The following is a 23,465-nucleotide window of genomic DNA, read 5'->3' as shown; positions in this document are numbered from 1 at the left end:
TGATCTACAAGCAGATCTTTATTTTCATGTGGTTACATTCAATAGTTGGGATTAGTGATAGGTTTAAAGCGGAATCTTAGCATCTTTGCAGCCCTTATATATCAACGACTTTCATGCGGTTTCCCTGCTCTTTCCAGTCTACAGCAAAGTCACCATATTTTTGCTCAAATGGCACGGTAATATACGTTCTTACCATCTTGCGGCCTCGCTTACCTACCTCTTCTTGTTCAACCGCTTGTGCTGCATATTCTGCAAGCTTATCAAAAGCAAATTTCGATTCGAAAAGGGCGTGTAAACGCGGTTGGTTACTTTTCACTGACATTAAGTAATCGCCACCTCGCTCTACTATCTCTTTTGCTATGCTTCGTTGGCAACCCATAGCATCAAGGCTAATTACCCGACCTTTCACTTTGATTAGCTTTAAAATCTCTGGAATCAACGTAATCTCATTGGACTTAACATCGGTTTTTAACTGCCCGAGAACAAGCCCCGCATCTACCGAATAAGCATTGACCATATGGGTTAAGCACTTGTTTTTACTGTAATCATACGTTCCTCTCAAGGACTTACCATCAATCGCAATATGATGAGTTTCAAGCGCTTTTTCGCGCTGAATATCATTACACCAACGGACAAAACACAGTGAGAATTCGTCGGGGTCAATCAACCCAACAATGCGTGCCAACGTATCATGGCTCGGTACTCCATGGGCATAGTCACTGAATTTTCTAAACCACGTTAAATTCTCTTCACCGAATGCTTCAATATCATCCCAAGTCTTCATTCCGCATAACATCGCGGTCACCACTTGGAACATCACTTCGAAGAAGTTATAAGTCGTTTTTCTTTCCTGCCGGGTATCACTCAATATGCTAAAATGCTCTTTAAATTCCATATGATTCATGTTCGGCTTATCCTGCTTTGTAATAAACAGTATAAGATCACGCCTAGTTCGCTAGTTCAACCTGTTTCTTAAAATTTTATTCCGAAAATCGAAGAGAAAGTGCGCCAATAACATGCGCGGGCCCTGCATATTCCACACCTAGCACAACTGACAACCAACTAGCTAAAGAATATTGATAGTGTATTTCTTTTTTAGGTTTAACATAAGGTAAATCGATAAAATACTGAGGAATCGTAGGAGCAACTCTGTCGACTACTAATATATTATCTTTGTTAAAGAAATTATAATCAGCAACGTCTGCGTTAGTTGTAACTAACTTTCGACCCACTCCGAACATTTCAATTGTTCTCATAGTTAGCCCAGACTGCTTAGGGTGTTGAATATCAATAATTATCGATGAATCCAAAACTTTTGATTTCAATTCCTCTTTCGACATTGAAACAAATGAAACTTCCTTAAATTTCAAAAAGTCAAATTCGTCGGTAAATAGCTTTTTAAGAACAAAGAGCAACTTACTAGGACAATAAAAAAAACTGTACGTTTTATATCCCTTCATCTCAATATCATTCAAGATTTTCTTTGCCAGTTTAGCTCTATCACTATGAATAGTGCCTATAAACGTAGCTGTATACTTTGCGTCAGCTACATCTTGTTTAAGTTGACTTGAAAAAAAATCGTTATAAAAGAGAGGAAGGAAACATATACGCTCATCTTCAATACAATCAGATTTATCAAACGAAAAAACTTTGTCAAATACAGGAATTAAGTCTGCTGCATTTTTGTTTTTAAAAGAGTCCCACATATACAGGATTGTTTTTACATTCGGGTTATACTCTTTAATTTTTTTTACTGTTTTACATTCTAGTGTTTCAGGAGAGATAACCAAGAGGTAATCATAACCTTTCTCTCGACTACAATTCGCTACATTTTCATAATAAGCATCGATACGACGTCTTATAAAAAATTTAACATCCAGCCGATTCATTATTTTGGCAAATGAAGACTCAAATGGTCTTTCGTCAAAATAATCAACATCACCGCCCAACTCTTCTATTTTTTTTACGATATCATATTCGTAACCAAAAAAAGATGGAGCAATAAGTAGGATCTTCTTACCTTTTAACATTAACAACCTTTAGTATAAATTTATTACTTATATAATCCTTTGGATTTCATTTCTTCAATAGAATCCTCATATAAGTCATCTTGCACGCTTTGCTTATTTACCCAGTCAGTGAATAATTTCATTCCGGTTTGAAAGTCAACCTTTGGCTCAAAGCCAATTTTACTCTTAATTTTCTTTAGATCAGCATAATTGTGTCGTATGTCACCTAATCGATAATTACCAGACACTTCAATTTTTGAGTCCGATTGGTAGATGTTCTTTAAAGTATTTGCGACCGTGAGTACATCAGTGCATACACCAGAACCGACATTAAAAATTTGACCGTTTGCATTATCATCAAAAATAGACAAGCAGATAGACTCAACAACATCATCTATATATACAAAGTCTCGACTTTCAAGTCCATCTTCAAAAATATTAATATCGTTGCCATTCTTAATTCGAGTTGAGAAGATAGATAATATACCGGTATAAGGATTTGAAAGTGATTGACCAACCCCGTAAACGTTTTGAAATCTTAAAGAAACGGTCGCAATCGATAAGCTTTCCCCGGAAAGCATAACCATTTGCTCTTGAACTTGTTTAGTTATTCCATAAATAGAAGAAGGGTGGATCTTACTCTCTTCATCTGTTGGGCACAATAAAACCTTACTACTACAAACTGGACACTTAACTTCAAAATCACCACTTGTCATATCATGATCATTTCTACTCGTTGGATAAACTTCACCGTGTGTTTCACACAAATATTTGCCTTCTCCATAAATTGAACGAGAAGAAGCAATCACTATTTTTTGGATTCCATGGTCTTGGTTAGCTAGTATATCTAGTAATATTGCAGTCCCGTTAATGTTGCATGTTGAGTACTTTTCAATCTCATACATTGATTGACCTGTACCTGTTTCTGCGGCTAAATGTACAATCGTGTCTACACCATCTAGGGCCTTGTTCCAATCACTCCTAGAAGTAACAGAACCATGGATAAACTCAACTTTTTCATCTAACGAACAATAAAGAGGAGAGGTGTTTGGGTTTTCTCCATGAATTTGAGGAGATAAGCTATCGAGAACCTTGACAGAATGCCCTTCTGAAACAAGCCTTGCAGCGAAGTTTGAGCCAATAAACCCAGCACCACCAGTAATTAAAATATTTTTTTTCATCTTAAACCTATAATTTTTTGCTACTTGTTTGAACCCAACATTGTTCATTGGAATCATAATATTTAATTATTCGGGCTGGGGAGCCAGCAATAACGCAATAATCGGGAAAAATACCTTTAACAACAGAGTTAGCACCGACAATGCAATGCTTCCCCAGTATAGTGCCCGGCATTATAACTGACCCATAACCAATAAAGCAATTGTCACCAATATGAGTACTTTTGACATCTAAGGGCTGCTCCATGATATGAACACCCAAAGCTTCATATTGATGATCAACATCAGAAACAAATACATTAGAAGAAATTGTTGTATCCTTCCCAATTCTAACATTATTGACGCTTACGATATGGAGGTTCTGTCCAATAGAGACGTTGTTACCAATCTCAATACTACCACCTAAAGACTCAATCCTTGCGTTTGGGTATATTCTTACTCTATCCCCAAAAGAGAAGTGTTTAACACCGCTTAGATAACACGTAGGTCCTATATAGCTAAACCAACCGAAACGATGCATAAACGGCTTATAGAATATGGCTCTCAACATCCAAATAAATTTTAATACTCTACTCAACGCATCCACCTTAAAAGCAAACAGCTCCCCGTATACACTCGAGTCAACACCTTGTGGGCCAGACTAAACTTGCTGACTTCACCGCCACTTGAAGCGTTGTGAGAGTGTCGTCGATATAACATCAATGGCTCATCTAAAGTCGCGACATTGAATTTCATTTCTGCGACTAGTGAAATCCAATAATCATGAGCACAGTATTTTTGCTTTTGGGGAAATGGTAATGAACAATCTAAGACTCTTCGATTGAATGCCATACAGGCGCCTATATAACGAGGTTTAACAAAGTTCCTCAGGAAGCCGCTGCTTGTCTGATGTATTGAAAAATGTGAGTTATGGATTGTCTCTAATTTTCCGTTAACTACCTTGCAATCACTAACTACTAAGTCATTATTAGATAATAAACATGACATTCTTTCGACTTTATTTGGTTCCCACACATCATCTTGATCACATAGAAAGATGATATCTCCCGAACAATGATTTAACGCATTTTCAAAGTTTCTTGTATATCCTTTACCTAAATTGTTTGAATACACTGTGATTCTAGGGTCATTAAACTCTTTAACAATTTCAATTGTATTATCTGAAGAATGATCATCTGAAATTATAATTTCATCTTCAGTACCCAATTGAGGGAAGATAGAATTTAATTGTTCTGCTAGATATTCCCCACCATTATAAGTTGCAATACAAACTGAAACTTTCAAATTTAACCTCTCGACATAAAATCAACAAAAAGAACTTTCCTTTCTAAAGAGCAATTTCTGGATAAAAAAACCAAATAACAAAATAGAAGCTATATAGAAAACTGGAATAAGAAATGAAATAATGCTAACAAACACTGCCATGCCGCCATTCAATGACAACATAGAACCAATCTGAGCATACAAGGCAATGAAAAGTGCGTTTTTAGGTAATCTAAAAATAAGATTCGATATAGACGCGACAAAAAATCCAACCCAGAGTGGAGATAGTATCACCCCTCCAATCCCCCAAAGAGCCCAAGCTTCTGAAATGAAGTTACCAACAATTAATCCAGCCTCACCATTAAGGACTGAAGGGTAGTCATATATCTCAAACAGCACCCTACCATACCGTAAGTATTCAACACCAAAAACCTTAGCTAGCACTCCTGATATTGATAAGCCACCAAGAAATTCATGCTTATCGGGAAAATAATCAAAAGATAAGAAAATGGCAGACGTTTGAGCTATAAACAAACGACCTCCTAGTTTTTCTAATGCTTGAGAAAAATCGGAATGACCAATAAGAAATATAAAAAGTAAAAGCATGAATAAAAATGATAACCCACCAAAGATAATTAATGTTTTCAACTTTATTCCATTATTAATGACAACACTAATTAGAAAAAAACCAAGTATATACAAAATAACTGGTGCCTTTTCGAAATTATATGTTAACGCTAAAACAGAAGTAACAAATGAAACAATGAATAGCATGATGGATAACTTACTTTTATCAGTCTTAATAATTACATAAAGTGCATACGAGACTAGGACCGGCAGCTTCAAAGCTATCATATCTTTAATAAATGGAGAGCCGGAAAAATAAAGCTTGGCATTAGTCCTTGATACCTGAATGTCAGAAAAACTTGCTCCCTTTAACAGTTCAATTATTGGTACAGACTCCATACTGATGTAAACATATAAAAGAGATGCTATTGACACTAATAAGAAAAAGAACAATGACAACAGTAAAGATGTGTTACTGAGTTGATATGGATTAAGAACGGTTTTAGTCAGATAACGTTCAAATTGATTCGACCTAATTGAGTAATTAAATAGAAGATTCGATGCCATCATTCCAATTGGGTATGCGATCAAGAAGTAGAGTATTGCATACCAACCAATATTTCGACTTTCGTTACTAACGTCACCTGTGATAGCCCAAAACCTAACCCCAAATATTAAATCAAACTGGGTGGCGACTAAGACTACACCGATAAGAGTCATTAATATTATATCTTTATAGAAAAGATAAGAGTTAATATTTAGCTTGGTTAGACTAAACGAACCCATAGCAAAATAAAATAAAATTAATGACAAAAAAAGAACCAATACTGTAATAGTTAATATTTCAAATATGTTATTCATAGCTTTTAAACACTTACTATTTTTTGGTCTTTATTAAGGAGGAACATAATAATGATTAGATACGCTGCATAAAATACAAACCCAGACATTGCGTGCCCAATAATCATCCAATCCTTCATGTATAACAAGGGAATAATCACACTCATAATTCTAAACAAAGAACCAATAAATTGGAAAACCATTCCTATTTTTTGTTTGGATAAAATATCCATTGAATAAGACACAGGAGAAGAGATCAATTGCATACAAAACCAAGGTGTTAAATATAGTGTATACACACCTGCCATCTTCCATTCAGGACCAAAAATAAAAGGAAAGATATAAGGAGCACTAACACCAATAGTAACTAATGGTAAAACGCCTAGCTTGACTAATTTCTTTATGATGTCAACCGTATAATTATAAAGATTATTTTTCTTTCGTTCTTCATGTGCCTTTGATATATAGACTTGAGATACCGAATTAGATAAAAGCGATAACGGTGCTTGTATAATTCGAATAGCCAACATCAGATAACCTGCATCAGGAGATACTCCATATATTGCAATTATGATAATTGGAACTTGGATAGACGATACATTAAAGAGAGATTGAAATGTTGAATAAAGCGGATAATTTCTGTAGCTAACTGCTGTTTTCTTGATTCTATTAAAATCTAATGACGAAATTCTTTTCGATAGAAAACCTAAATACCTTCTATAACTAAAAACACCCCAAACCACATATAATATATAGCCTATTAGTAAACCACTAGAAAACTTAGTAAAACCAAATAAACCTTGCGAGGAGTTTTGTACCAATGATTGGAGTATTTTGGTTTTTGAAGATAGTTTGAAATTTTTATCTTTAACAACTAGAAAGTCTAACAAGTTAAACAGACCTAACAAAAAAACAGTACAAATAGCAAGAATAACAAATCCAAGAGTGACCCTTGAATCATCAACATAATTATCTAAAAAGTAGGCCAATAGAGCTAAAGTGATAGAAAACCCGGTAAGGGAAAAAAAAGCTAATATGGATAAATCGTTTTTTTCGTTTTCATTTCTAGACAGTGGAATAGCAATTTCAAATCTTAAGCATGCGATAGTAGAGCATATACCAACTAAAGAAAGAAATAGCGATAACTGTGCAAAACTCTCGGGAGTATAAAGCCTAGTTAGAAAAGGAAGAGCTATTATGCTTACTACTTGACCTATAGCAGTACCGCTGGCTAATAGCCCAACATTCCTAAAAAAGTCTTCTTTAAGAATCTTTTTTAACATCTATTTACTCAAGTATCCATGCATGGGAAGACTTAATATTTTTTTTGATAAACTTTCAGCCACAGGAAAGTCTCCTTCGCTATGCCCTAGGTATTCAAATGCACCTTGCAGGTGTAAGCATTTTTCATAGTAAATCATCGTTGGTATGTTCTTCGTAGCGTACTCTTTAATAACTTCTTCTCTACACTCTACAAGAATAGAATATTGAGCCCAGGAACTTGTATAACCATTTGGAACTAACGGTAAGGTGTACTCCGGATTCAAAGTCGAGTTATAGTTTTCAGCTGCTATGTTGCGGTTAACCAATTCGGTTGGGAACTCGGCTAATTTTTCAAGTAAGATAGCGGCTTGGATAGTATCCAAACGACTATTCATACCAATACGAACATTGTCATACTTATTCGAGCCTTTACCGTGAACTCTATAAGACTTAATTAACTCCGCATATTCATCATCATTAGTAAAGATGGCTCCGCCATCACCATAACACCCTAAGGGTTTCGCTGGAAAAAAACTGGTGGTAGCCAAATCACCAAAGCTTCCCGCTCGCTTACCATTGATTGTACCACCGAAACCTTGTGCAGCATCTTCAATTACTTTGAGACCATACTTTTTAGCGATGAGAGTAATCTCAGGATAGTTAGCGGGTAAACCAAACAAATCAACCGAAATAATCGCTTTAGGTTTAAGGAGTCCTTCCTTAATTACTTTCTTAATTTGTTCTTCAAGATCTTTCGTACAAATATTGTATGTTGCACGGTCTGAGTCAACAAACACAGGGGTTGCACCTTCATATGCTATCGTTTCTGCTGTAGCAAAAAAAGTAAATGTAGGACAGAATACCGCATCACCTTCGGAGACACCTATTGCCATCATTGCTAATGTCAATGCGTCTGTCCCGTTAGCACAAGTTATTGCGTGCTTGACTCCCACATACTCTGCCAGCTTATCCTCCAACTCATGTACTTCAGGTCCCATGATATATCGCCCATGGTCAAGCACTTTACGGATGCGCTCATCAATTCTGTCTTTAAGGTGGTTGTACTGGGCTTGTAAGTCGATAAAGTGCATTAAATTTGCCTCCACAATTAGAGATTATCTACAAAAATATAAATTATTATTTTTTAGGCAGTTTTCTTGCTGGATTTCCAAAATAGTTACTATCGTCGGGAACATCTGTTACTACAACAGCACCTAAGCCAATAACAACATTATTACCCACAACCTTTCTTTGAAGAATAGAGGCATTTGGAGCAACCCTAGTATTACAGCCAATTTTCACATATCCACACAAAGCAACCGAAGCAGTAATAGTACAATTATCTCCTATTACACAATCGTGAGCTATATGATTAAGGGCATCCATTTTAGTACCCTTCCCAATAATAGTATTATCGAAGTTTCCTCTAGAGATATTGCAACCTGGTCCAATTTCAACATCATTATTTATTATGACTCCGCCTAAAGAAGGAACCGATTGATATTCATCATCATAGTAAAAAGAATAACTTTCACTACCTATTATGGTATTGGCCCTGATGATACAGTTAGAACCAATAATCGTCCCACCTCGGATAATTACACCATCCTCAACAACCGTATTATTTCCGATAACTACATCATCATCAATACAACAATTTCTACCAATTTTAGTTGTGTCAGAAATTTTTGATTCTATTTTTTTAAAATCAATCTTACTAATAATATCAACTAAACACTTCTTACTATTTTTAACTACAATACAATTATAACCATCAATATTTTTTTGAGTTAGTAATACAACTTTTTCACTTATTTCAGGCAGATCGCCTTTGGTATACTCACAAAGACTATTTTCTAAAGGAAAAGAAATATCTGATATTGATTTTACTTCAAATTCCTTCCCAAAATATTCAAAGTCTTCCAGTAATGCACATATTTCACGTACGCCCAATGAGTGAGAAAAGATATTATTCATAATTAAGTCCTAATAGAATTAAGCAGTGCTTCCTGCATCAACAGTAAAGGTCGACCCAGTAATTCCTGATGCACTATCTGATACTAAGAATACGGCCATACTGGATGCGTCTGAAACATTCGCAAGCCTGCCAAGGCAACTGCGTCTCTTAATCTTCTCCAGCTTTTCCCCTCTCAGATCACCTGTCATGTTAGTCTCCATATAGCCAGGAGCAAGTGTGTTTACTGTAATTTGCGCTTTACCAAGTTCTCGAGCCAGAGATTTAGTAAACCCTGATAATGCTGATTTAGTTGCACCGTATACACTCAGACCATTGAAACCTGTTGAACCAATAATCGAACCAACATTCACAATCCTACCATTTTTATTCAACAACATAGATCGCGATACGTACTTTGTCAGTAGAATTGGGGCTTCTATGTTAACCTTGAGCAATACTGTGATATCGGATTCATGCATTGTTGCCAGAACACCGTCGTGACCTAGCGCTGCATTATTAATCAAGCCGTAGATACGCCCATGTTTTTTTGTTACTCGCTTCACTAGTGAAGCTATTTGTTCAGTGTTTTCGAAATCAAACTCGTAAAAATGCACCGTTTCTGGGTATTCAGCTTTAAGACTTTCGTATTCTTTTGTCACCGTTCTGCTAATGCCAATGACATTATACCCTTCAGCAGCTAACTGAGTTGATATTTCTAAACCTAGGCCTTTAGCTGAGCCTGTTACAATCACATTTTTCATATTTTCATCCTAACTTTCTTTCCAGTATCGTTAGTTCCAATAACTTCAACCTGCTTAAATACTGCCGGTATTTCAAACGCTTCAAGCTTGCCTCGACAAAATGCAATTAGCTCTTTTTTAAGCTCTTTACTAGACATAACCTTACCTTGCTCAGATACAACAATATCAGCGGAAACCAAAGATCCTAACACTGGATTGTTTTTAGCAAACACATTTGCCATTGATACTAAGGGGCTATCTTCAAGTACCGCTTCAACTTTTTCTGGCATTACTTTATTGCCGCCAACATTAATCGAGCCACTTTCACGTCCAAGAAAAAGGATCCTATCATTTTTAACTTCAACCATATCTCCGGTGTTGAAATAATTATCAGCATCCAAATCCAGCTTACCTTTAACAAAATTAGAACAGCCATGCTGACTTCGAATCCAAAGCAAACCATTTTTAATTTTCAAATCGCATGCCAAAGTACTTTCACCGGTGAGGAAATTAGCAGGAAACCCTTCTTTTTTATCTTTAACAGCGAACCCAACACCAGCCTCTGTTGATGCATAAATATGAATTATATTCGCACCAGGGAAACTATTAGATAGGGCATTTAGAATACCTTGATTACTAATCTCGCCCCCTAATGTAATTCGTTTAAGAGGAATACTCTTGTGCGAAGAAACCATTAATAGTTTACGCCAGAAAGAGGGAGTAGCCGAAAGGCAGTTTACATGGTTATTCTCGTACAGTTTGACCAATAGGTCGATAGATTCAATCTTAGATGGAATAACTAATGTTGAGCCAGCGACAAGAGCTTGTAAATAAACCTGAAGGCCAGCAAATCGATTGATATCATATGATAGCCCCCAAATGAACTCCCCACCACGATCAATATTTTTCTGAGCCGTAGCGGTCAAAGAGTTTAACTTATATGACACCAATTTAGGTGTACCAGTTGTTCCAGATGTCGCTAATATATAGTCAGCCACATTTTCATTTTTCTTTTCAGAATATTGAAAACCGGTCACCGGCTCAACTGATGTAACAGAGAAGTTGCCCAATCTAATGATATAGGAAATGCCAGCAGATAGATAAAACTCTACACTATCACCAATATTTTCAGTTGGTTGCAAAAAAACACGATTACAAATGCTATCAACTGCTGGCAAATATACAGCTAACGACTCTCTATCATCAGATATAATCGCACAATTTTCGCCGACCAATTCAGAAAATTCCTCACGGAACTCCGAACATAATTGTAAGATATCACCAAACGTATAGTTCGTATTTTCAAATTTAAGAAAGCATCTTCCACTTGGCACTTTTTGTAAGTGGTGTAAAATTTTATTATTCTGTTCGATTTTCATAAATGTTCAAAAACTCACCAAACGTAATAGGGTAGACTGCATCTTCCATTTCTTGGAATGGGTCAAAATCTAACTCTTCTTCAAGTAAGGCAACTAAAATTGCAAAACCTAAAGAATCTAAGCCACTTTCTAACAAAACTTGTGCGTCATCAATATCTGTATATTGAAGATCAACATTTGTTTGTTCTAATGCTTCATTTAATTTTTCTATTATAATCTTTCTCACGATTAAATATCTCTCAGTCATTCTTTAATAATGGATACAGAAGGAAGGTTCATGGCATTATTCTAAGTTCTCACCTAGAGTCAATCAACTAGGCCATATCCGCAGGAATAAAGGTACGTATACATGAATTGAAAATTACTTCCATAATTACTTTATCAAGTTTCTTAATATTGGATGATGTAGGCTCGGATTGCTAACAACCTCTTGGTCACGTATTTTTTCAACAGTTTCAATTGCCGCTCGGTTTTCGCTTAAACCATAGCCATTACCATTTAGTATGTTTTGGTAGCTTTGGGTATGAAGATCGGTAAATCCTCCCGAAAATTCGAGCTCCTCGTCACCGATGACAATACTACGATAAGTTTTTTTCTCACCTTGTACTGCATTCTCAGGTAGGTGGTTAGCATCGATGGATAAGAACCATTTTACACGAGCACGCTCATACTCAAGATAACCAGAAACGGTTTGCTCATCTTTGTAGTGAACTTCATTTTCTTTAATATCTCCAAAAATAAAATGTAACATATCAAAGAAATGCACTCCTACGTTAGTTGCAACGCCACCAGATTTCTCATTAACGCCTTTCCATGATTTTAAATACCATTTACCGCGAGATGTCATATAAGTTAGTTCGACATCAAATATTTCATCTATTGGTGCATTTTTAACTTTATCACGAAGAGCAATTATTGATGGATGTAAACGCAATTGCAAAATACTGTTAACTTTCGCGTTGTATTTATCTTCATATTTTTTTAACACGTCAATATCGGACGAATTCAAAACTAATGGTTTCTCACAAATTACATCTATGCCGTTTTTCAGAGCAAACTTCATTTGTGATACATGAAGATAGTTCGGTGAGCAAATAGATACATAATCTAACTTATTTCCAGCAATAGCCTCATCTTCTATGAATGCCGAGAAATCTTCGAACTCAGTAAAAAATTCAGACTCAGGAAAGTGCATATCCATAATTCCAACAGAATCATTGACATCCATTGCGACAACAAGCTGATTTCCTGTATCTTTAATCGCATTCAAATGACGAGGGGCGATATAACCAGCGGCGCCAATAAGGGCAAATTTTTTCATACCTAAAGTTCCTTATAATCGAATATCTGATTCATCAGCTGCAAGCACATGCTTCACATCGTATAGTACATGTGCTTCTTTACCAAAAGATCTTAACTTTTCCTCACCCATAACCTTAAATTCACTGTGATCTACAGCTAGAACTACGGCATCATATTTACCTTGCTCTAAACTATCAATCAACTCTATTCCATATTCATTACGTACTTCTGTTGAAGATGCCCAACTGTCATAAACGTCAACGGACATGTTAAAGTCTTTAAGCTCTTTGACAATGTCAATGATTTTTGTGTTGCGTACATCAGGACAATCGCCTTTAAAAGTGAACCCCAGAACCAATATTTTGGCTTCGTCGATATGTATGCTCTTACTAGCTAATTTTTTCACCAGTTGTGTCGCGATATACTCCCCCATTCCATCATTGATACGACGTCCAGCTAGTATCACTTCAGGCCTATATCCAACCTCTTGTGCTTTATGGGTCAAATAATAAGGATCAACACTGATACAGTGTCCACCAACTAGACCTGGCTTAAAAGGAAGAAAATTCCACTTTGTGCCAGCAGCCTTAAGTACATCACCTGTATCGATATTCAATTTATTAAATATTTTAGCGAACTCATTAATGATCGCTATATTCAAATCTCTCTGGGTATTTTCGATCACTTTGGCGGCTTCTGCGACTTTGATTGAAGGTGCTTTATGTGTACCTGCTAAAATAATCGATGAATATAACCCATCGACAAAATCAGCAACTTCAGGTGTTGACCCTGAAGTTATCTTAACAATCGTAGTTAGCCTATTTTCCTTGTCTCCAGGGTTAATACGCTCTGGACTATAACCTGCATAAAAATCTTGGTTGTACTTCAAACCCGATTTCTTTTCTATAATCGGTAAACAAACCTCTTCCGTTGCCCCTGGGTATACCGTGGATTCAAAGATGACAATGTCCCCCTTGCTTATAATACTCCCTAGAGCTGAAGAAGCTTTTTGAAGTGGTGTCAAATCAGGCACCTTATCTTCAGTAATCGGTGTCGGAACAGTGACTATATAGATGTTACAGTCAACAAGATCTGACAACTGGCTTGTGTAAGATAAAAGTGTGGCTTCAGCTAACTCCTCCGGCGAACACTCTAATGTAGAGTCAAGACCCGACGAAAGCTCTTCGATGCGTGCCTGGTTAATGTCAAATCCAATTGTTTGATATACCTTTCCAAATTCAACAGCTAAAGGAAGGCCAACATAACCTTGACCTATAATTGCAATTTTATTATTTTGAAATCTCATCGAAATACCTTAATTTTCACTCTAAATACTTGGGATACATTGTTTATTTATCATACAAATAAACAATGTATAAACGAAATTTGATGCGACGGTGATAAAAAGCAAGTAGCAAATACTAAAACAACCGCCATTAACAATACATCCACATCCAAAACAAATAGAGCAACATAATATCAACATAAACTCTATTTAAATTATATCTCTTAGTTCTGACCATAGTTCAAACACAAACTCAATATATACTTGATTTCGAATACAATCAAAAACTTAAATCGAAATACTCGCAGTTGCTTTCAACATATCTTGGTCGATATAAATACTGAGCACTATTTGCACTATTTCCATTATGGTCGAAATGTATATTTATTTTCTTCATCAGTTCAAAATCTTCAGGAAATTTTTTACCAAAAAATTTTGTATAAGTTGTAGGTAATGCCCTTGCACTCGTTGGTTCCGTTATCAACCATGAGCGTGACAACTCACCACAATCAATACTTTTCATATTCTCAAAGAAGAATTTCTTTGTGTTAGTTAATAGCCAGGGTGTTCCAATTGCCTTTCCATTTAGTAAATAAACAGACATTGGTACCCTACCAGTAAAGTCAAGAATCGGTACGCCTTCGGGAACTAATTCTCTTGTTGCCTTCAACTCTAGAATATAGCTCTCAGTAGCTTCATCCACTTTAATTTCAATATCATCCTTTTTTAATTGAACGCTATTCAAGTGCATATATAGTGGTTGACTTTGTCGATATGGATTGTTTACAGAAACATGTAAATAGAATGCGGTGAATACTTGGCTAACGATGATAAGCGGTATTAACTTTCTGTGAGATAATGCTTGTAAAATTATGAGTCCTGATAATGCCCATAAATAGCTAGCACCAGCTGCCATACTCCAAACATTATTATTCGTGCCGAAAGAATAAATATAAGGCGACACTAAAAGAACAATAAATAACTTCCAGTCAATTGGTAATATATCATTACTATTTTTTTTAAATAAATATTTAAAAGCATATAATAACAATAACGAAGAAATAGGTACTGCTAGTAAAAACAATCCTTGTAACCCGGTACCAGAATAGCCTTCATCGACATTAACTAACAGAAATATAACAATAGTAGTTCCCAGTATATAACAAATCACTTCTCCCCAAACCTTAAATATTTTAGGTAAAAGAAAAAGAAAGGAAGTCATTATCACAGTTGAGAAGAAAAGTTTTACTTCATAAATAGAATATAACAAAGGTTCGAGAGCAAATAAATTTTCACTATGACCTGCACCTAATGCCTTTAAGATCAATAGCCCATTAATGACTCTTTTTACAAACTGACTAACACTCCCATCGATGAGATATGCGCTAGCTAAGAGAAAAACAATACTAAATATAAATATTTTGACTAGAAATTTAAACTCTTTAAGGCAACTAAAATATATTAATATTGTAATAGATAGTAGAAGAAAAGACGTACCTTTGGATAAAAATAGTACAGTTAGTCCTAGCGATATCGACAACAATGCTACAGGATGAAAGCGATTAATTCTAAAAGTCGACAATCCAATTAAAACAAGCAATATTGACTGTAACGTAAGTGAGTTATAACTAGGGGTGGCTAGCCACAAGTTTCCCATTGCGACTGAAGTTATAGCGATACTACTGATACCAAATGAGAATATAATCCTTTCTGATTTTGACATTTTCCCACTATCATAACTAGGCGCCACTAAAAGAAAAGACAATACTCCCATTAAGATAAAAGATATTACATTGCTCACAATTCTGAATAAGACTAGATCACGTTCCAGAAATTCAAATATAGGATTTAGTACAAACCCAAACTGTGTTACTGAATAAGGATATAAATATGGATTAGAAACCCAATTTAGATAAAATCCTTCATCAGTAAAATCAAGCCCATATTGATTATAATTAATTTGAAAAGCCATTATAAAAAATGATGTCGCTGCCATCATTATTAACGTTAATAGTCTTGCATGGTTTGACATTTTATTACCAAATATAATTAGTCGAAATGGCTATTTAATATTAAAATAATCTAAAATAGCATTAGAAATAAAATCTACTTGTTCAGTTGTTAGGCTAAAATTCATAGGCAGCCTTAGTAGTTTCTCACTTTCACTAGTTGTATATTGGTCATGACCAGAAAAATAGCCAAATACCATCCCAGCATCAGATGAATGCAACGGTACATAATGAAAAACGCTGTTAACCCCCTGACAGTCAAGATATTCGATCAAAGATTGACGTACCTGCTCATTCTCGAGTTTAAGATAAAAAATGTGGGCATTATGCTCACAATACTCCGGTACTTTAGCAAATGATATGTTTTCATTCGTCAATAAAGATGATAGTTGTTGGTAATAGCGATCCCACAGCTCTCGTCGTTTATTATTAATAATATTAGAATTATTCAATTGTGCCCATAAGTAAGCAGCTTGTAACTCACTAGGTAAGTAACTGCTACCTACATCAACCCATGTATATTTATCAACAGCACCACGGAAGAACTTGTTCCTATTAGTACCTTTTTCTCTTATGAATTCAGCTCGTTCTACAAACTCAGGGTGATTTATTATCAATAACCCACCTTCACCACCACTAGTGAAATTTTTAGTCTCATGGAAACTATAGGTACCAATATGGCCAATGGTGCCTAATGGTTTGCCTTTATAGCTAGCCATCATCGCTTGGGCCGCATCTTCAACAACAAACAAGTTGTACTTTTCTGCTATTGCCATAATGGAGTCCATTTCGCAGGCCACACCAGCATAATGCACAGGAACAATAGCTTTTGTTTTTGAAGTGATAGCAGCTTCAATGAGATGTTCATCAATATTCATCGTATCTGGCCGAATATCAACAAAAACAATCTTAGCCCCACGCAAAACAAAAGCATTAGCTGTAGAAACAAAAGTATAGCTAGGCATAATTACTTCATCACCCGGCTGAATATCAATTAAGATAGCAGACATTTCAAGCGCAGCTGTGCAGCTGGGAGTTAGAAGTGCTTTCTCACACTGCAAATGCTCTTCAAACCAATGGTGACATTTTTTAGTAAACACTCCATCACCAGATAGATGATTAGAAGCGATTGCCTGTGAAATATACTTCTCTTCTTGACCAGTGATGGCAGGTTTGTTAAACGGAATTTTTTTCATACATCTTCATTCTGTGAGACTATAATACAGTGCGTATAAGGCACCCACTTTTGATGACTAACAATGGACTTTACAGTTTGAAATTTTTCTTTAAGTAACGCAGAATAACCACTTTCGTCACGGACATTCTGGCCACGATCTTTACTTACTAAATAGCGAGAAATAAAATTCTGAGAAGGTGAGTAAGCAGGATCAACGGTAATTAGTTTTCCAGTGGTTTTTAACGAACTTTTAGCTAGTTGAGCTAGGGCTTTAACCTCTTCATCACTAAGGTGATGCATTAAGCCTAAGGCCAAAACGACATCAAACTTTTCGTAATTGCTTACATTAGTTTCAGTAACTAACGCGCAATGAAACGTTCTTTTCCCGTGATACCGTTTCTTCGCTTCAGCAATATATTGCTCGGACAAATCAAAACCTACGTACTCTACGTTATTTAGTAATTCCAAAATTCGAGCGGTTCCACAACCAATGTCTAGTATTCGAATAGTCTTGTCACTATTCAAATAGTTCAAGACAAACTTTTTCCTAAATGATTTAGCTCCCATAACATTTTGTAATAAATCATAAACCCATGGATAGCTTAAAATCTTTCTTAAACCAGTTGTTATTTGTGACATCTACTTATCCGAAACTAAAATCGTTATACCAAAAATAATGATTACTGTACCAATGACCTTACTAATTGTTAATTGCTCACCAAATAAAAACACACCAAATAATAACATTAATACAAAATTCAAACTTATCCATGGATAAGCATAGCCGATCTCAAACTTTGACATAGCTAACATCCATGATATACCTGCGAATAACGTAGCCATGATACTTGATATAATCCAGGGATTTAATAAGACCTTAATAAGGAAAATTATCCTATCTAGATTATCAATTGGCAAGTCATTTAATAATGATGATTTCCATTTTATAATCAACTGGCTATAAACAGTAAAAAAAATCATACTAAATATGTATATATGACTACTGAAAAATTTCATATCAAACTCATTATTTAATATTTGAAGAAAAAACTGTCAATAAGAATATCACTTACAACAATACAAAATGGATTAGACTCATTTTTACTCTTTTATTTTAAGGTTTCACAATTATATTTTTGATAAATCAACCCAAAAACCCAAAGAAAAATCTGAATCATCGAAATTAAGCGAAGGAGAAAATTCATGACTCTCTCTTACAGTATATCTAATTAGAGTTTTCCCTGTTAATAGTTGAACACTGTTTAACAAAACTAAGCACCCGTTACGGAAAACCTTTTGAATTATCACATCAATATTAGAGTCGATTTTAACTATACTCTGCCCTATTATTTCACCGGTATCTACGCCTTCATCAACGATATGACATGTTACACCTGTATATTTGCAGTTATGTCTATACGCAGCTTCGATGGGGGCAACTCCAATTAAACCAGGGAAAAGTGGTAAAATAGAATAATGTAAATTAATTATTTTGTTATGATATAAAGATACTATCTCCTTATCAATAATTTTATTCCAATTACTAACTATGACATCTGGATTAATATCATTTAGTGCTTTTTTTAAATCTTCATTATTATCTTGTTGATAATTTATTATTAAGTTTTTGATATCATGTGTTCTTGCATATTGTAGTGAAGGGCAATCTCTATCTGCAATCAAGTATAACTCTATATTATTTATGATTGAATATTTTTGCGCAAGATGGAAAAACTTAAAATTCCCCCCACCACCCGAGGCCAAAAAGCATAGTTTCATTATTAATTATCATCTTTGTTGAAAGTCAATTCATCCACGACATACATAGGTCGCCCTTTAGTTTCATCAAATACCTTTCCGATATACAAACCTACAAAACCTAAATTTGCTAAAATGATCCCTGATACAAAATAAATAGAAACCATAACACTAGTCCATCCTGCAACAGGAATATCATTAATTAAATATTGAAAAACAAGATAAACGGAGTAGAGCATCGAAAATAATGACATAGAAAAGCCAAATTTTATCGACATTCTCAGTGGTTTGTTTGATTGAGAAATAATATTATCAGAGGCTAGCTGTAATAGTTTTTTAAATGTATAAGAACTATGACCTTGTGGCCTTTGAGCATGATTAACATCAATATTTACACGTTTGAAGCCTAGCCAATTAACGAAATAACCATAAGGCTTGTGCTGTTCTTTCATAAGAAGATAACTATTGACGACTTTCCTAGATATGATACTAAAATTCGCTATAGAATGATCTGTAATGTAGCCAGTCAAGTAATCATATACTCGGTAAAATACTTTTGATGATAACTTCTTTAAAAACGAGTCTTTCCGTTCTGTTCGTTTTCCAAAAACAACATCAAAACCTTCTAATGCTTTTTCATATAATATACAAATATCTTCAGGCTGGTCCTGAAGATCACAATCCATAACAACTACCCATCTACCTTGGCTATGTGCTAAGCCAGCATTTATAGCCCTATGCTGACCGAAATTACGAGATAAGTTTATTCCCTTAACTCGTGGTTCAATTAACGCATGTTCTTTAATAGTTTCCCATGAACGATCAGGACTAGCATCATTTACCAATATAATTTCAAAATCATTTGTTTTAGTTTTCAATGTACTCGTTAGTCTAGATATTAGTTCATCTAAACTTTCACACGCACCATAAACAGGTATTACAACTGAAAGTTCCATAATTACTTCTTAGCACCTTTCATATATTTGTAAGCATTAGGCCCCTCATTAAAGATTAAATCTAATATGGTAACTCCGTGCTCAAAAGGTGGAAATCGTTGCTCGTATTCAGGGTATCCAGAATAATCCATCCACGTAACTTTAATATTATTCTCTTCAAATAATGATTCGTCTAAATAGTCTTTAGCTGCCGGTCCACTAATATATTCATTGGCTCCACAGTCTTTACACAACTTAAGTAGCCGTTCACTTTGACCATCAGTCAATACAAAAGCATTGGACCAAGTTAGTTTTGTCGTTATACCTAAAATCTCATTGATTGCTACAATAAATCTATGATTAATTACACTTAGAGAATCATCTGTACTACCCAAATAAAGATCTTCAAATAAAGACTTATAGTGACTAAAATATCTTGTTTTTGAATAATTTTGACAAATGCTATTCCAGTGCTTTTTTATCCAAATTTTATCACTGACTTTAGTATCTTGAATGGATTGAAAATACTTCCCTTTTACTTCAATAGGAATTGATAACCATCTCACTCCATCAGACGTTTTTATTTTGTTTCTATTTCGCCAATCTCTTTTGGTATATTGCATATCATCGTAAAGGATAAACTCATCGACAGAAGCAATTAAATCAAAGTAACCTTTCCAAGGAATATAGTTGGATTGTAATATTGCGACTTTTTTTCTCATTTCGTAACCCATCATAAATCAATAATATGCAATATATGGTTCTGTACCCGTCGAATTGGTTAGCGCGCTGCAAGAAGTCTTTAATAGTCAAAAATCTTAGATTTAATAGGTTTCATTATCCCGCTCCAATCTAAATTTTCTTGGGCAAAGTCTCTAATCATACTCTTATTAAAATTAGAATAATTATACCATTTAACTATATCTTGTATATCTATCTCACTATCATCGTTTGGTACATTGTAGACAAACTGGCAATTCTCTTTAAAATCTCGGTCTTCACACCCTAAAATAAAAGGAATACCTCGAGCTGCATACTCCCTTGTCTTTAACGAACTGGACACGAATAAGTTTGCTTTATACATAGCTAATGAGTCGACTCCAATATGACATAAGTCAAATAGGCTATCTAATTCTCGTCCTAACTTATTACCATGGAAATATACCGATGACTCTACTCCCAACTCTTTAGCTGATTTTTTTAACGTAGCCAAAGCAGGCCCTTCTCCAACGATATGGAATTCAACATTTTCAGAACAGTTAGCCATTGCAACAAAAAAACGTTCATATCCATGCCATTCAGCTAAATTAGCAACAGCGATAAAACGTATTGTTTTATTATCAATATTATCCTGCTTGACTTTCACAGAACTTACATCTATTCCATTATAAAACCTGATGCTAGGAATATTGAACACATCAAGATCTTCGACACCAATATATGTAACTAGATCTACACAAGCCTTTAGCATTCCAAGGTGACAGTACTCCCATGTATAAAGAACCTTATTTATAAAGTTCAGCTCATTTCGGTAAGGGTAAGTAGGTACTTCTAATACGACTTTAGTACCTCGCCCTTTTATTACCTTCAATGCATTTATGAATGAGCCATTTATAAAGCTTTTCCTAATATATACAACGTCATAATGATTGCTTGGATCGGTCAGATAATTACATAAAGCTTTGGGATAAACGAAGCGATTCTTCAGCCTAATTAAATGTGATTGTTTCTCTTTCCCTAATGAATCATCATTGACCTTGAATTGTTCACCATCTAGGTAAGTTATATCAACTTTGCAACCCAACTTTCTCAAAGCTTTAGTTTGAGCTGTAACTTTCTTGTATATACCTGGTTCATTATTTTTATCAACCACTGTTAAGTATAATATCTTATTCATAAATATCACTTAAATTTTAGACTTTATACATTTTTGGTATCTTATTTACAATATCTATAGCTTCTTTGAAATCTATTCCTAAGGTATCTAAATACCAACGAATATTTGGATATCTAGGTCGATTTTCTTTTTCAACCAAAGCAAGAGCTTCTTCCCTGGTAATATCACCTTCTCGGATTTGATTGCTACGGAATGTATCATGTTCTGTAAAGCCAGCAACGGTGTAGTAGACATAATTGTAAAAAGCAGCAGTACCATCACCGATGCGCCAAGTAGTATCAGTATCAATAGCCTTTTCCCAGTCATATTCATTTAAAAGCGTACTGTCAATAATATTTTCATCCCAGTGCCAGTAGTCATATACTTGATAATAATCTTGCTTCTTTGTACAACTGCGGTGGTACTCCCCAGATAACGTATCCCACAGAGAAGAGTTAAAATAGCTTGGGCTGTCCATCATTGCGCCAAAACGCTTACGCTGATAATGAATCTGTTTCATTAAGCCATTTGAATATACTTGTTCTTGTGCAAAATCAGGTGCTATACCTAAAAATCCAGTTTTAAAGTGTGTTACTTCTAGAGGGTTTGCGCCCCACATATTCAAATTAATACCAGTTTGCTGCTTAATTCTCTCCAAGTATCTAAAGAAATGCTTATCACCAGCGGTGAGTATGCTCATCATGCCTAAGTGTGGCGACTTTAACCATGCTTTCAAATTCATGGAAATATTTTTTCTTTTCTTAGTAATATCAGCTGCAACAATTATATTCTCAACACCCAATTGCGAACACATTCTGCTTATGTTTCTTCGCCCTAAATCGGTAACCATTCCCCAATCATACGTATAAGTTATTGGTTTCATTTTTAGTTCGTTGACGATCAAATGAAGGCTATAACAGCTATCACGTCCCCCAGAAAATGGAACCAAGCAATCAAGCTGGTTACCGGGTCTTCTATACGGTTTTACTAATTCAAAAAGGTTGTCTTTAGGTTTTGGAACGTTACGTAGCTTATAATTATTACAATAATTACACACCCCATCATTATCAAACTTAATATATGGCATTGTTTCCGGCAATATACATTTAGTACACCTTTTTAGGTCATGCTTATGATATTCTAATAACGCTTCTTCTGGCCTAAATTTCAACTCTGGAACTAAATCTACTTCTCTACCTTTAAAATCTTGTACTTTCATGCTCTGTTTAGAAGTCGGTATATCTAAAACAAGACATTCATTAATTATTTGTTCAACATCATTACACCCAAGCAAATTTAGTGCATATGATTCTGATGCAAAATATTTCGTCCCATCTTTATCTCCAAGATAAAGGCTTCCATTATTGGAAAAAAGAACGACTTTGCCAATTTCTGGAATAAACAACGCACATGAGATGACACCTAGGCAACGACTTAGTACTTTTTTCGATAAATCATTAACTTGCGTACCATTATCCAGCTCGTCTTCAACTATTCCTAGTATAACTTCTGAATCAATTTTAAGCTCACGCTTACTAGACAATTCACTCCAAATAGAATCATCATTAACAATAATACCATTATGAATTGTCATAAGGTTTTTCTTGACTACAGGTTGATTATCTTCTTGACCATTTGTAATTAAACGACTATGACCAAAAATAACATTCGTTTCATCCAAGGCAACCTTTCTTTTTAACTTATCAACATTATAATCAGCTCTATATACATTATATTGATTGTCAGAAAAGGTTATCAATCCACTGGAATCTTGTCCCCTTTGTTTTGAGTGCTTAACAAGTACGTTTAAATCTTTTATATTTATTTTTGATTCAGAAATAATTCCAAAAATGCCACACATCAGCTTATACCTTAAAAAAAATTTGTAAAATTCGGTCTATAATAATATTAATAATTTCTATACCCG

General features: G+C 34.9%; 23 protein-coding genes. All 23 read right to left on the bottom strand.

The window, feature by feature from the left end; translation table 11 throughout:
- Nucleotides 1-94: 94 nt before the first annotated feature.
- On the bottom strand, nucleotides 95-904 hold the full coding sequence (locus AACQ79_RS01210) for an ISAs1 family transposase (RefSeq protein ID WP_170899608.1): 810 nt from the start codon (nucleotides 902-904) through the stop codon (nucleotides 95-97).
- A 76-nt stretch (nucleotides 905-980) separates the two neighbouring features.
- Nucleotides 981-2,030, bottom strand: a complete 1,050-nt coding sequence (locus tag AACQ79_RS01205; protein ID WP_170899607.1) for a lipopolysaccharide biosynthesis protein — start codon at nucleotides 2,028-2,030, stop codon at nucleotides 981-983.
- Nucleotides 2,031-2,053: 23 nt separating this feature from the next.
- Nucleotides 2,054-3,190, bottom strand: coding sequence for an NAD-dependent epimerase/dehydratase family protein (locus AACQ79_RS01200; RefSeq protein WP_170899606.1), 1,137 nt, complete (start codon nucleotides 3,188-3,190; stop codon nucleotides 2,054-2,056).
- Between the two features lie 7 nt (nucleotides 3,191-3,197).
- Complete coding sequence (locus AACQ79_RS01195; protein WP_339366730.1) at nucleotides 3,198-3,773, bottom strand: acyltransferase; 576 nt, start codon at nucleotides 3,771-3,773, stop codon at nucleotides 3,198-3,200.
- Nucleotides 3,761-4,471, bottom strand: coding sequence for a glycosyltransferase family 2 protein (locus AACQ79_RS01190; RefSeq protein ID WP_170899604.1), 711 nt, complete (start codon nucleotides 4,469-4,471; stop codon nucleotides 3,761-3,763). The genes AACQ79_RS01195 and AACQ79_RS01190 overlap by 13 nt, the downstream gene beginning before the upstream one ends.
- A gap of 21 nt (nucleotides 4,472-4,492) precedes the next feature.
- Nucleotides 4,493-5,878, bottom strand: a complete 1,386-nt coding sequence (locus AACQ79_RS01185; RefSeq protein WP_170899603.1) for a hypothetical protein — start codon at nucleotides 5,876-5,878, stop codon at nucleotides 4,493-4,495.
- A 5-nt stretch (nucleotides 5,879-5,883) separates the two neighbouring features.
- Nucleotides 5,884-7,140 (bottom strand): lipopolysaccharide biosynthesis protein, encoded by a 1,257-nt coding sequence (locus AACQ79_RS01180; protein WP_170899602.1) that lies wholly within the window; start codon nucleotides 7,138-7,140, stop codon nucleotides 5,884-5,886.
- Nucleotides 7,141-8,211, bottom strand: a complete 1,071-nt coding sequence (locus tag AACQ79_RS01175; RefSeq protein ID WP_170899601.1) for a DegT/DnrJ/EryC1/StrS family aminotransferase — start codon at nucleotides 8,209-8,211, stop codon at nucleotides 7,141-7,143. It lies immediately after the preceding gene.
- A gap of 46 nt (nucleotides 8,212-8,257) precedes the next feature.
- Complete coding sequence (locus tag AACQ79_RS01170; protein ID WP_170899600.1) at nucleotides 8,258-9,097, bottom strand: hypothetical protein; 840 nt, start codon at nucleotides 9,095-9,097, stop codon at nucleotides 8,258-8,260.
- 18 nt (nucleotides 9,098-9,115) lie between these two features.
- On the bottom strand, nucleotides 9,116-9,838 hold the full coding sequence (locus AACQ79_RS01165; protein ID WP_170899599.1) for an SDR family NAD(P)-dependent oxidoreductase: 723 nt from the start codon (nucleotides 9,836-9,838) through the stop codon (nucleotides 9,116-9,118).
- Complete coding sequence (locus tag AACQ79_RS01160; protein ID WP_170899598.1) at nucleotides 9,835-11,196, bottom strand: AMP-binding protein; 1,362 nt, start codon at nucleotides 11,194-11,196, stop codon at nucleotides 9,835-9,837. Before AACQ79_RS01160 ends, AACQ79_RS01165 begins: the two co-directional genes overlap by 4 nt.
- Nucleotides 11,177-11,422: an acyl carrier protein gene (locus tag AACQ79_RS01155; protein WP_170899597.1), complete on the bottom strand. Its 246-nt coding sequence runs from the start codon at nucleotides 11,420-11,422 to the stop codon at nucleotides 11,177-11,179. Before AACQ79_RS01155 ends, AACQ79_RS01160 begins: the two co-directional genes overlap by 20 nt.
- Nucleotides 11,423-11,569: 147 nt before the next feature.
- Nucleotides 11,570-12,517, bottom strand: a complete 948-nt coding sequence (locus AACQ79_RS01150) for a Gfo/Idh/MocA family protein (protein WP_170899596.1) — start codon at nucleotides 12,515-12,517, stop codon at nucleotides 11,570-11,572.
- A 12-nt stretch (nucleotides 12,518-12,529) separates the two neighbouring features.
- Nucleotides 12,530-13,804 carry a Vi polysaccharide biosynthesis UDP-N-acetylglucosamine C-6 dehydrogenase TviB gene (gene tviB, locus AACQ79_RS01145; protein WP_170899595.1) on the bottom strand — a complete coding sequence of 425 codons (1,275 nt, stop codon included), beginning with the start codon at nucleotides 13,802-13,804 and terminating at the stop codon, nucleotides 12,530-12,532.
- 259 nt (nucleotides 13,805-14,063) lie between these two features.
- Nucleotides 14,064-15,815, bottom strand: a complete 1,752-nt coding sequence (locus tag AACQ79_RS01140; RefSeq protein ID WP_170899594.1) for a hypothetical protein — start codon at nucleotides 15,813-15,815, stop codon at nucleotides 14,064-14,066.
- Between the two features lie 30 nt (nucleotides 15,816-15,845).
- A complete protein-coding gene (gene rffA, locus AACQ79_RS01135; RefSeq protein WP_170899593.1) occupies nucleotides 15,846-16,988 on the bottom strand; it encodes a dTDP-4-amino-4,6-dideoxygalactose transaminase in 1,143 nt (380 codons plus the stop codon).
- A complete protein-coding gene (locus tag AACQ79_RS01130) occupies nucleotides 16,985-17,608 on the bottom strand; it encodes a class I SAM-dependent methyltransferase (RefSeq protein ID WP_170899592.1) in 624 nt (207 codons plus the stop codon). Before AACQ79_RS01130 ends, rffA begins: the two co-directional genes overlap by 4 nt.
- A complete protein-coding gene (locus AACQ79_RS01125) occupies nucleotides 17,609-17,986 on the bottom strand; it encodes an EamA family transporter (RefSeq protein WP_170899591.1) in 378 nt (125 codons plus the stop codon). It lies immediately after the preceding gene.
- Between the two features lie 111 nt (nucleotides 17,987-18,097).
- Complete coding sequence (locus tag AACQ79_RS01120; protein ID WP_170899590.1) at nucleotides 18,098-18,748, bottom strand: formyltransferase family protein; 651 nt, start codon at nucleotides 18,746-18,748, stop codon at nucleotides 18,098-18,100.
- Between the two features lie 2 nt (nucleotides 18,749-18,750).
- Nucleotides 18,751-19,683: a glycosyltransferase family 2 protein gene (locus AACQ79_RS01115; protein WP_170899589.1), complete on the bottom strand. Its 933-nt coding sequence runs from the start codon at nucleotides 19,681-19,683 to the stop codon at nucleotides 18,751-18,753.
- A 2-nt stretch (nucleotides 19,684-19,685) separates the two neighbouring features.
- Nucleotides 19,686-20,384, bottom strand: a complete 699-nt coding sequence (locus AACQ79_RS01110; RefSeq protein ID WP_170899588.1) for a WbqC family protein — start codon at nucleotides 20,382-20,384, stop codon at nucleotides 19,686-19,688.
- 80 nt (nucleotides 20,385-20,464) lie between these two features.
- On the bottom strand, nucleotides 20,465-21,559 hold the full coding sequence (locus tag AACQ79_RS01105; RefSeq protein WP_170899587.1) for a glycosyltransferase: 1,095 nt from the start codon (nucleotides 21,557-21,559) through the stop codon (nucleotides 20,465-20,467).
- A 16-nt stretch (nucleotides 21,560-21,575) separates the two neighbouring features.
- A complete protein-coding gene (locus tag AACQ79_RS01100; RefSeq protein WP_170899586.1) occupies nucleotides 21,576-23,399 on the bottom strand; it encodes a glucosamine 6-phosphate synthetase in 1,824 nt (607 codons plus the stop codon).
- Nucleotides 23,400-23,465 lie beyond the last annotated feature (66 nt).

Origin of the sequence: Vibrio sp. 3-2(1), assembly GCF_963887575.1 — a bacterium.
In the GTDB taxonomy this organism is placed as follows: Bacteria; Pseudomonadota; Gammaproteobacteria; order Enterobacterales; family Vibrionaceae; genus Vibrio; species Vibrio anguillarum.
Note: the sequence above shows the minus strand (reverse complement) of the source record. Positions and strands in the feature narration are given on the sequence as shown.

Coding starts and splice junctions, on each gene's coding strand:
- AACQ79_RS01210 (WP_170899608.1), bottom strand. CDS start 904: ATGAATCATATGGAATTTAAAGAGCATTTTAGCATATTGAGTGATACC.
- AACQ79_RS01205 (WP_170899607.1), bottom strand. CDS start 2,030: ATGTTAAAAGGTAAGAAGATCCTACTTATTGCTCCATCTTTTTTTGGT.
- AACQ79_RS01200 (WP_170899606.1), bottom strand. CDS start 3,190: ATGAAAAAAAATATTTTAATTACTGGTGGTGCTGGGTTTATTGGCTCA.
- AACQ79_RS01185 (WP_170899603.1), bottom strand. CDS start 5,878: ATGAATAACATATTTGAAATATTAACTATTACAGTATTGGTTCTTTTT.
- AACQ79_RS01180 (WP_170899602.1), bottom strand. CDS start 7,140: ATGTTAAAAAAGATTCTTAAAGAAGACTTTTTTAGGAATGTTGGGCTA.
- AACQ79_RS01175 (WP_170899601.1), bottom strand. CDS start 8,211: ATGCACTTTATCGACTTACAAGCCCAGTACAACCACCTTAAAGACAGA.
- AACQ79_RS01170 (WP_170899600.1), bottom strand. CDS start 9,097: ATGAATAATATCTTTTCTCACTCATTGGGCGTACGTGAAATATGTGCA.
- AACQ79_RS01165 (WP_170899599.1), bottom strand. CDS start 9,838: ATGAAAAATGTGATTGTAACAGGCTCAGCTAAAGGCCTAGGTTTAGAA.
- AACQ79_RS01160 (WP_170899598.1), bottom strand. CDS start 11,196: ATGAAAATCGAACAGAATAATAAAATTTTACACCACTTACAAAAAGTG.
- AACQ79_RS01150 (WP_170899596.1), bottom strand. CDS start 12,517: ATGAAAAAATTTGCCCTTATTGGCGCCGCTGGTTATATCGCCCCTCGT.
- tviB (WP_170899595.1), bottom strand. CDS start 13,804: ATGAGATTTCAAAATAATAAAATTGCAATTATAGGTCAAGGTTATGTT.
- AACQ79_RS01140 (WP_170899594.1), bottom strand. CDS start 15,815: ATGTCAAACCATGCAAGACTATTAACGTTAATAATGATGGCAGCGACA.
- rffA (WP_170899593.1), bottom strand. CDS start 16,988: ATGAAAAAAATTCCGTTTAACAAACCTGCCATCACTGGTCAAGAAGAG.
- AACQ79_RS01130 (WP_170899592.1), bottom strand. CDS start 17,608: ATGTCACAAATAACAACTGGTTTAAGAAAGATTTTAAGCTATCCATGG.
- AACQ79_RS01125 (WP_170899591.1), bottom strand. CDS start 17,986: ATGAAATTTTTCAGTAGTCATATATACATATTTAGTATGATTTTTTTT.
- AACQ79_RS01120 (WP_170899590.1), bottom strand. CDS start 18,748: ATGAAACTATGCTTTTTGGCCTCGGGTGGTGGGGGGAATTTTAAGTTT.
- AACQ79_RS01115 (WP_170899589.1), bottom strand. CDS start 19,683: ATGGAACTTTCAGTTGTAATACCTGTTTATGGTGCGTGTGAAAGTTTA.
- AACQ79_RS01110 (WP_170899588.1), bottom strand. CDS start 20,384: ATGAGAAAAAAAGTCGCAATATTACAATCCAACTATATTCCTTGGAAA.
- AACQ79_RS01105 (WP_170899587.1), bottom strand. CDS start 21,559: ATGAATAAGATATTATACTTAACAGTGGTTGATAAAAATAATGAACCA.
- AACQ79_RS01100 (WP_170899586.1), bottom strand. CDS start 23,399: ATGTGTGGCATTTTTGGAATTATTTCTGAATCAAAAATAAATATAAAA.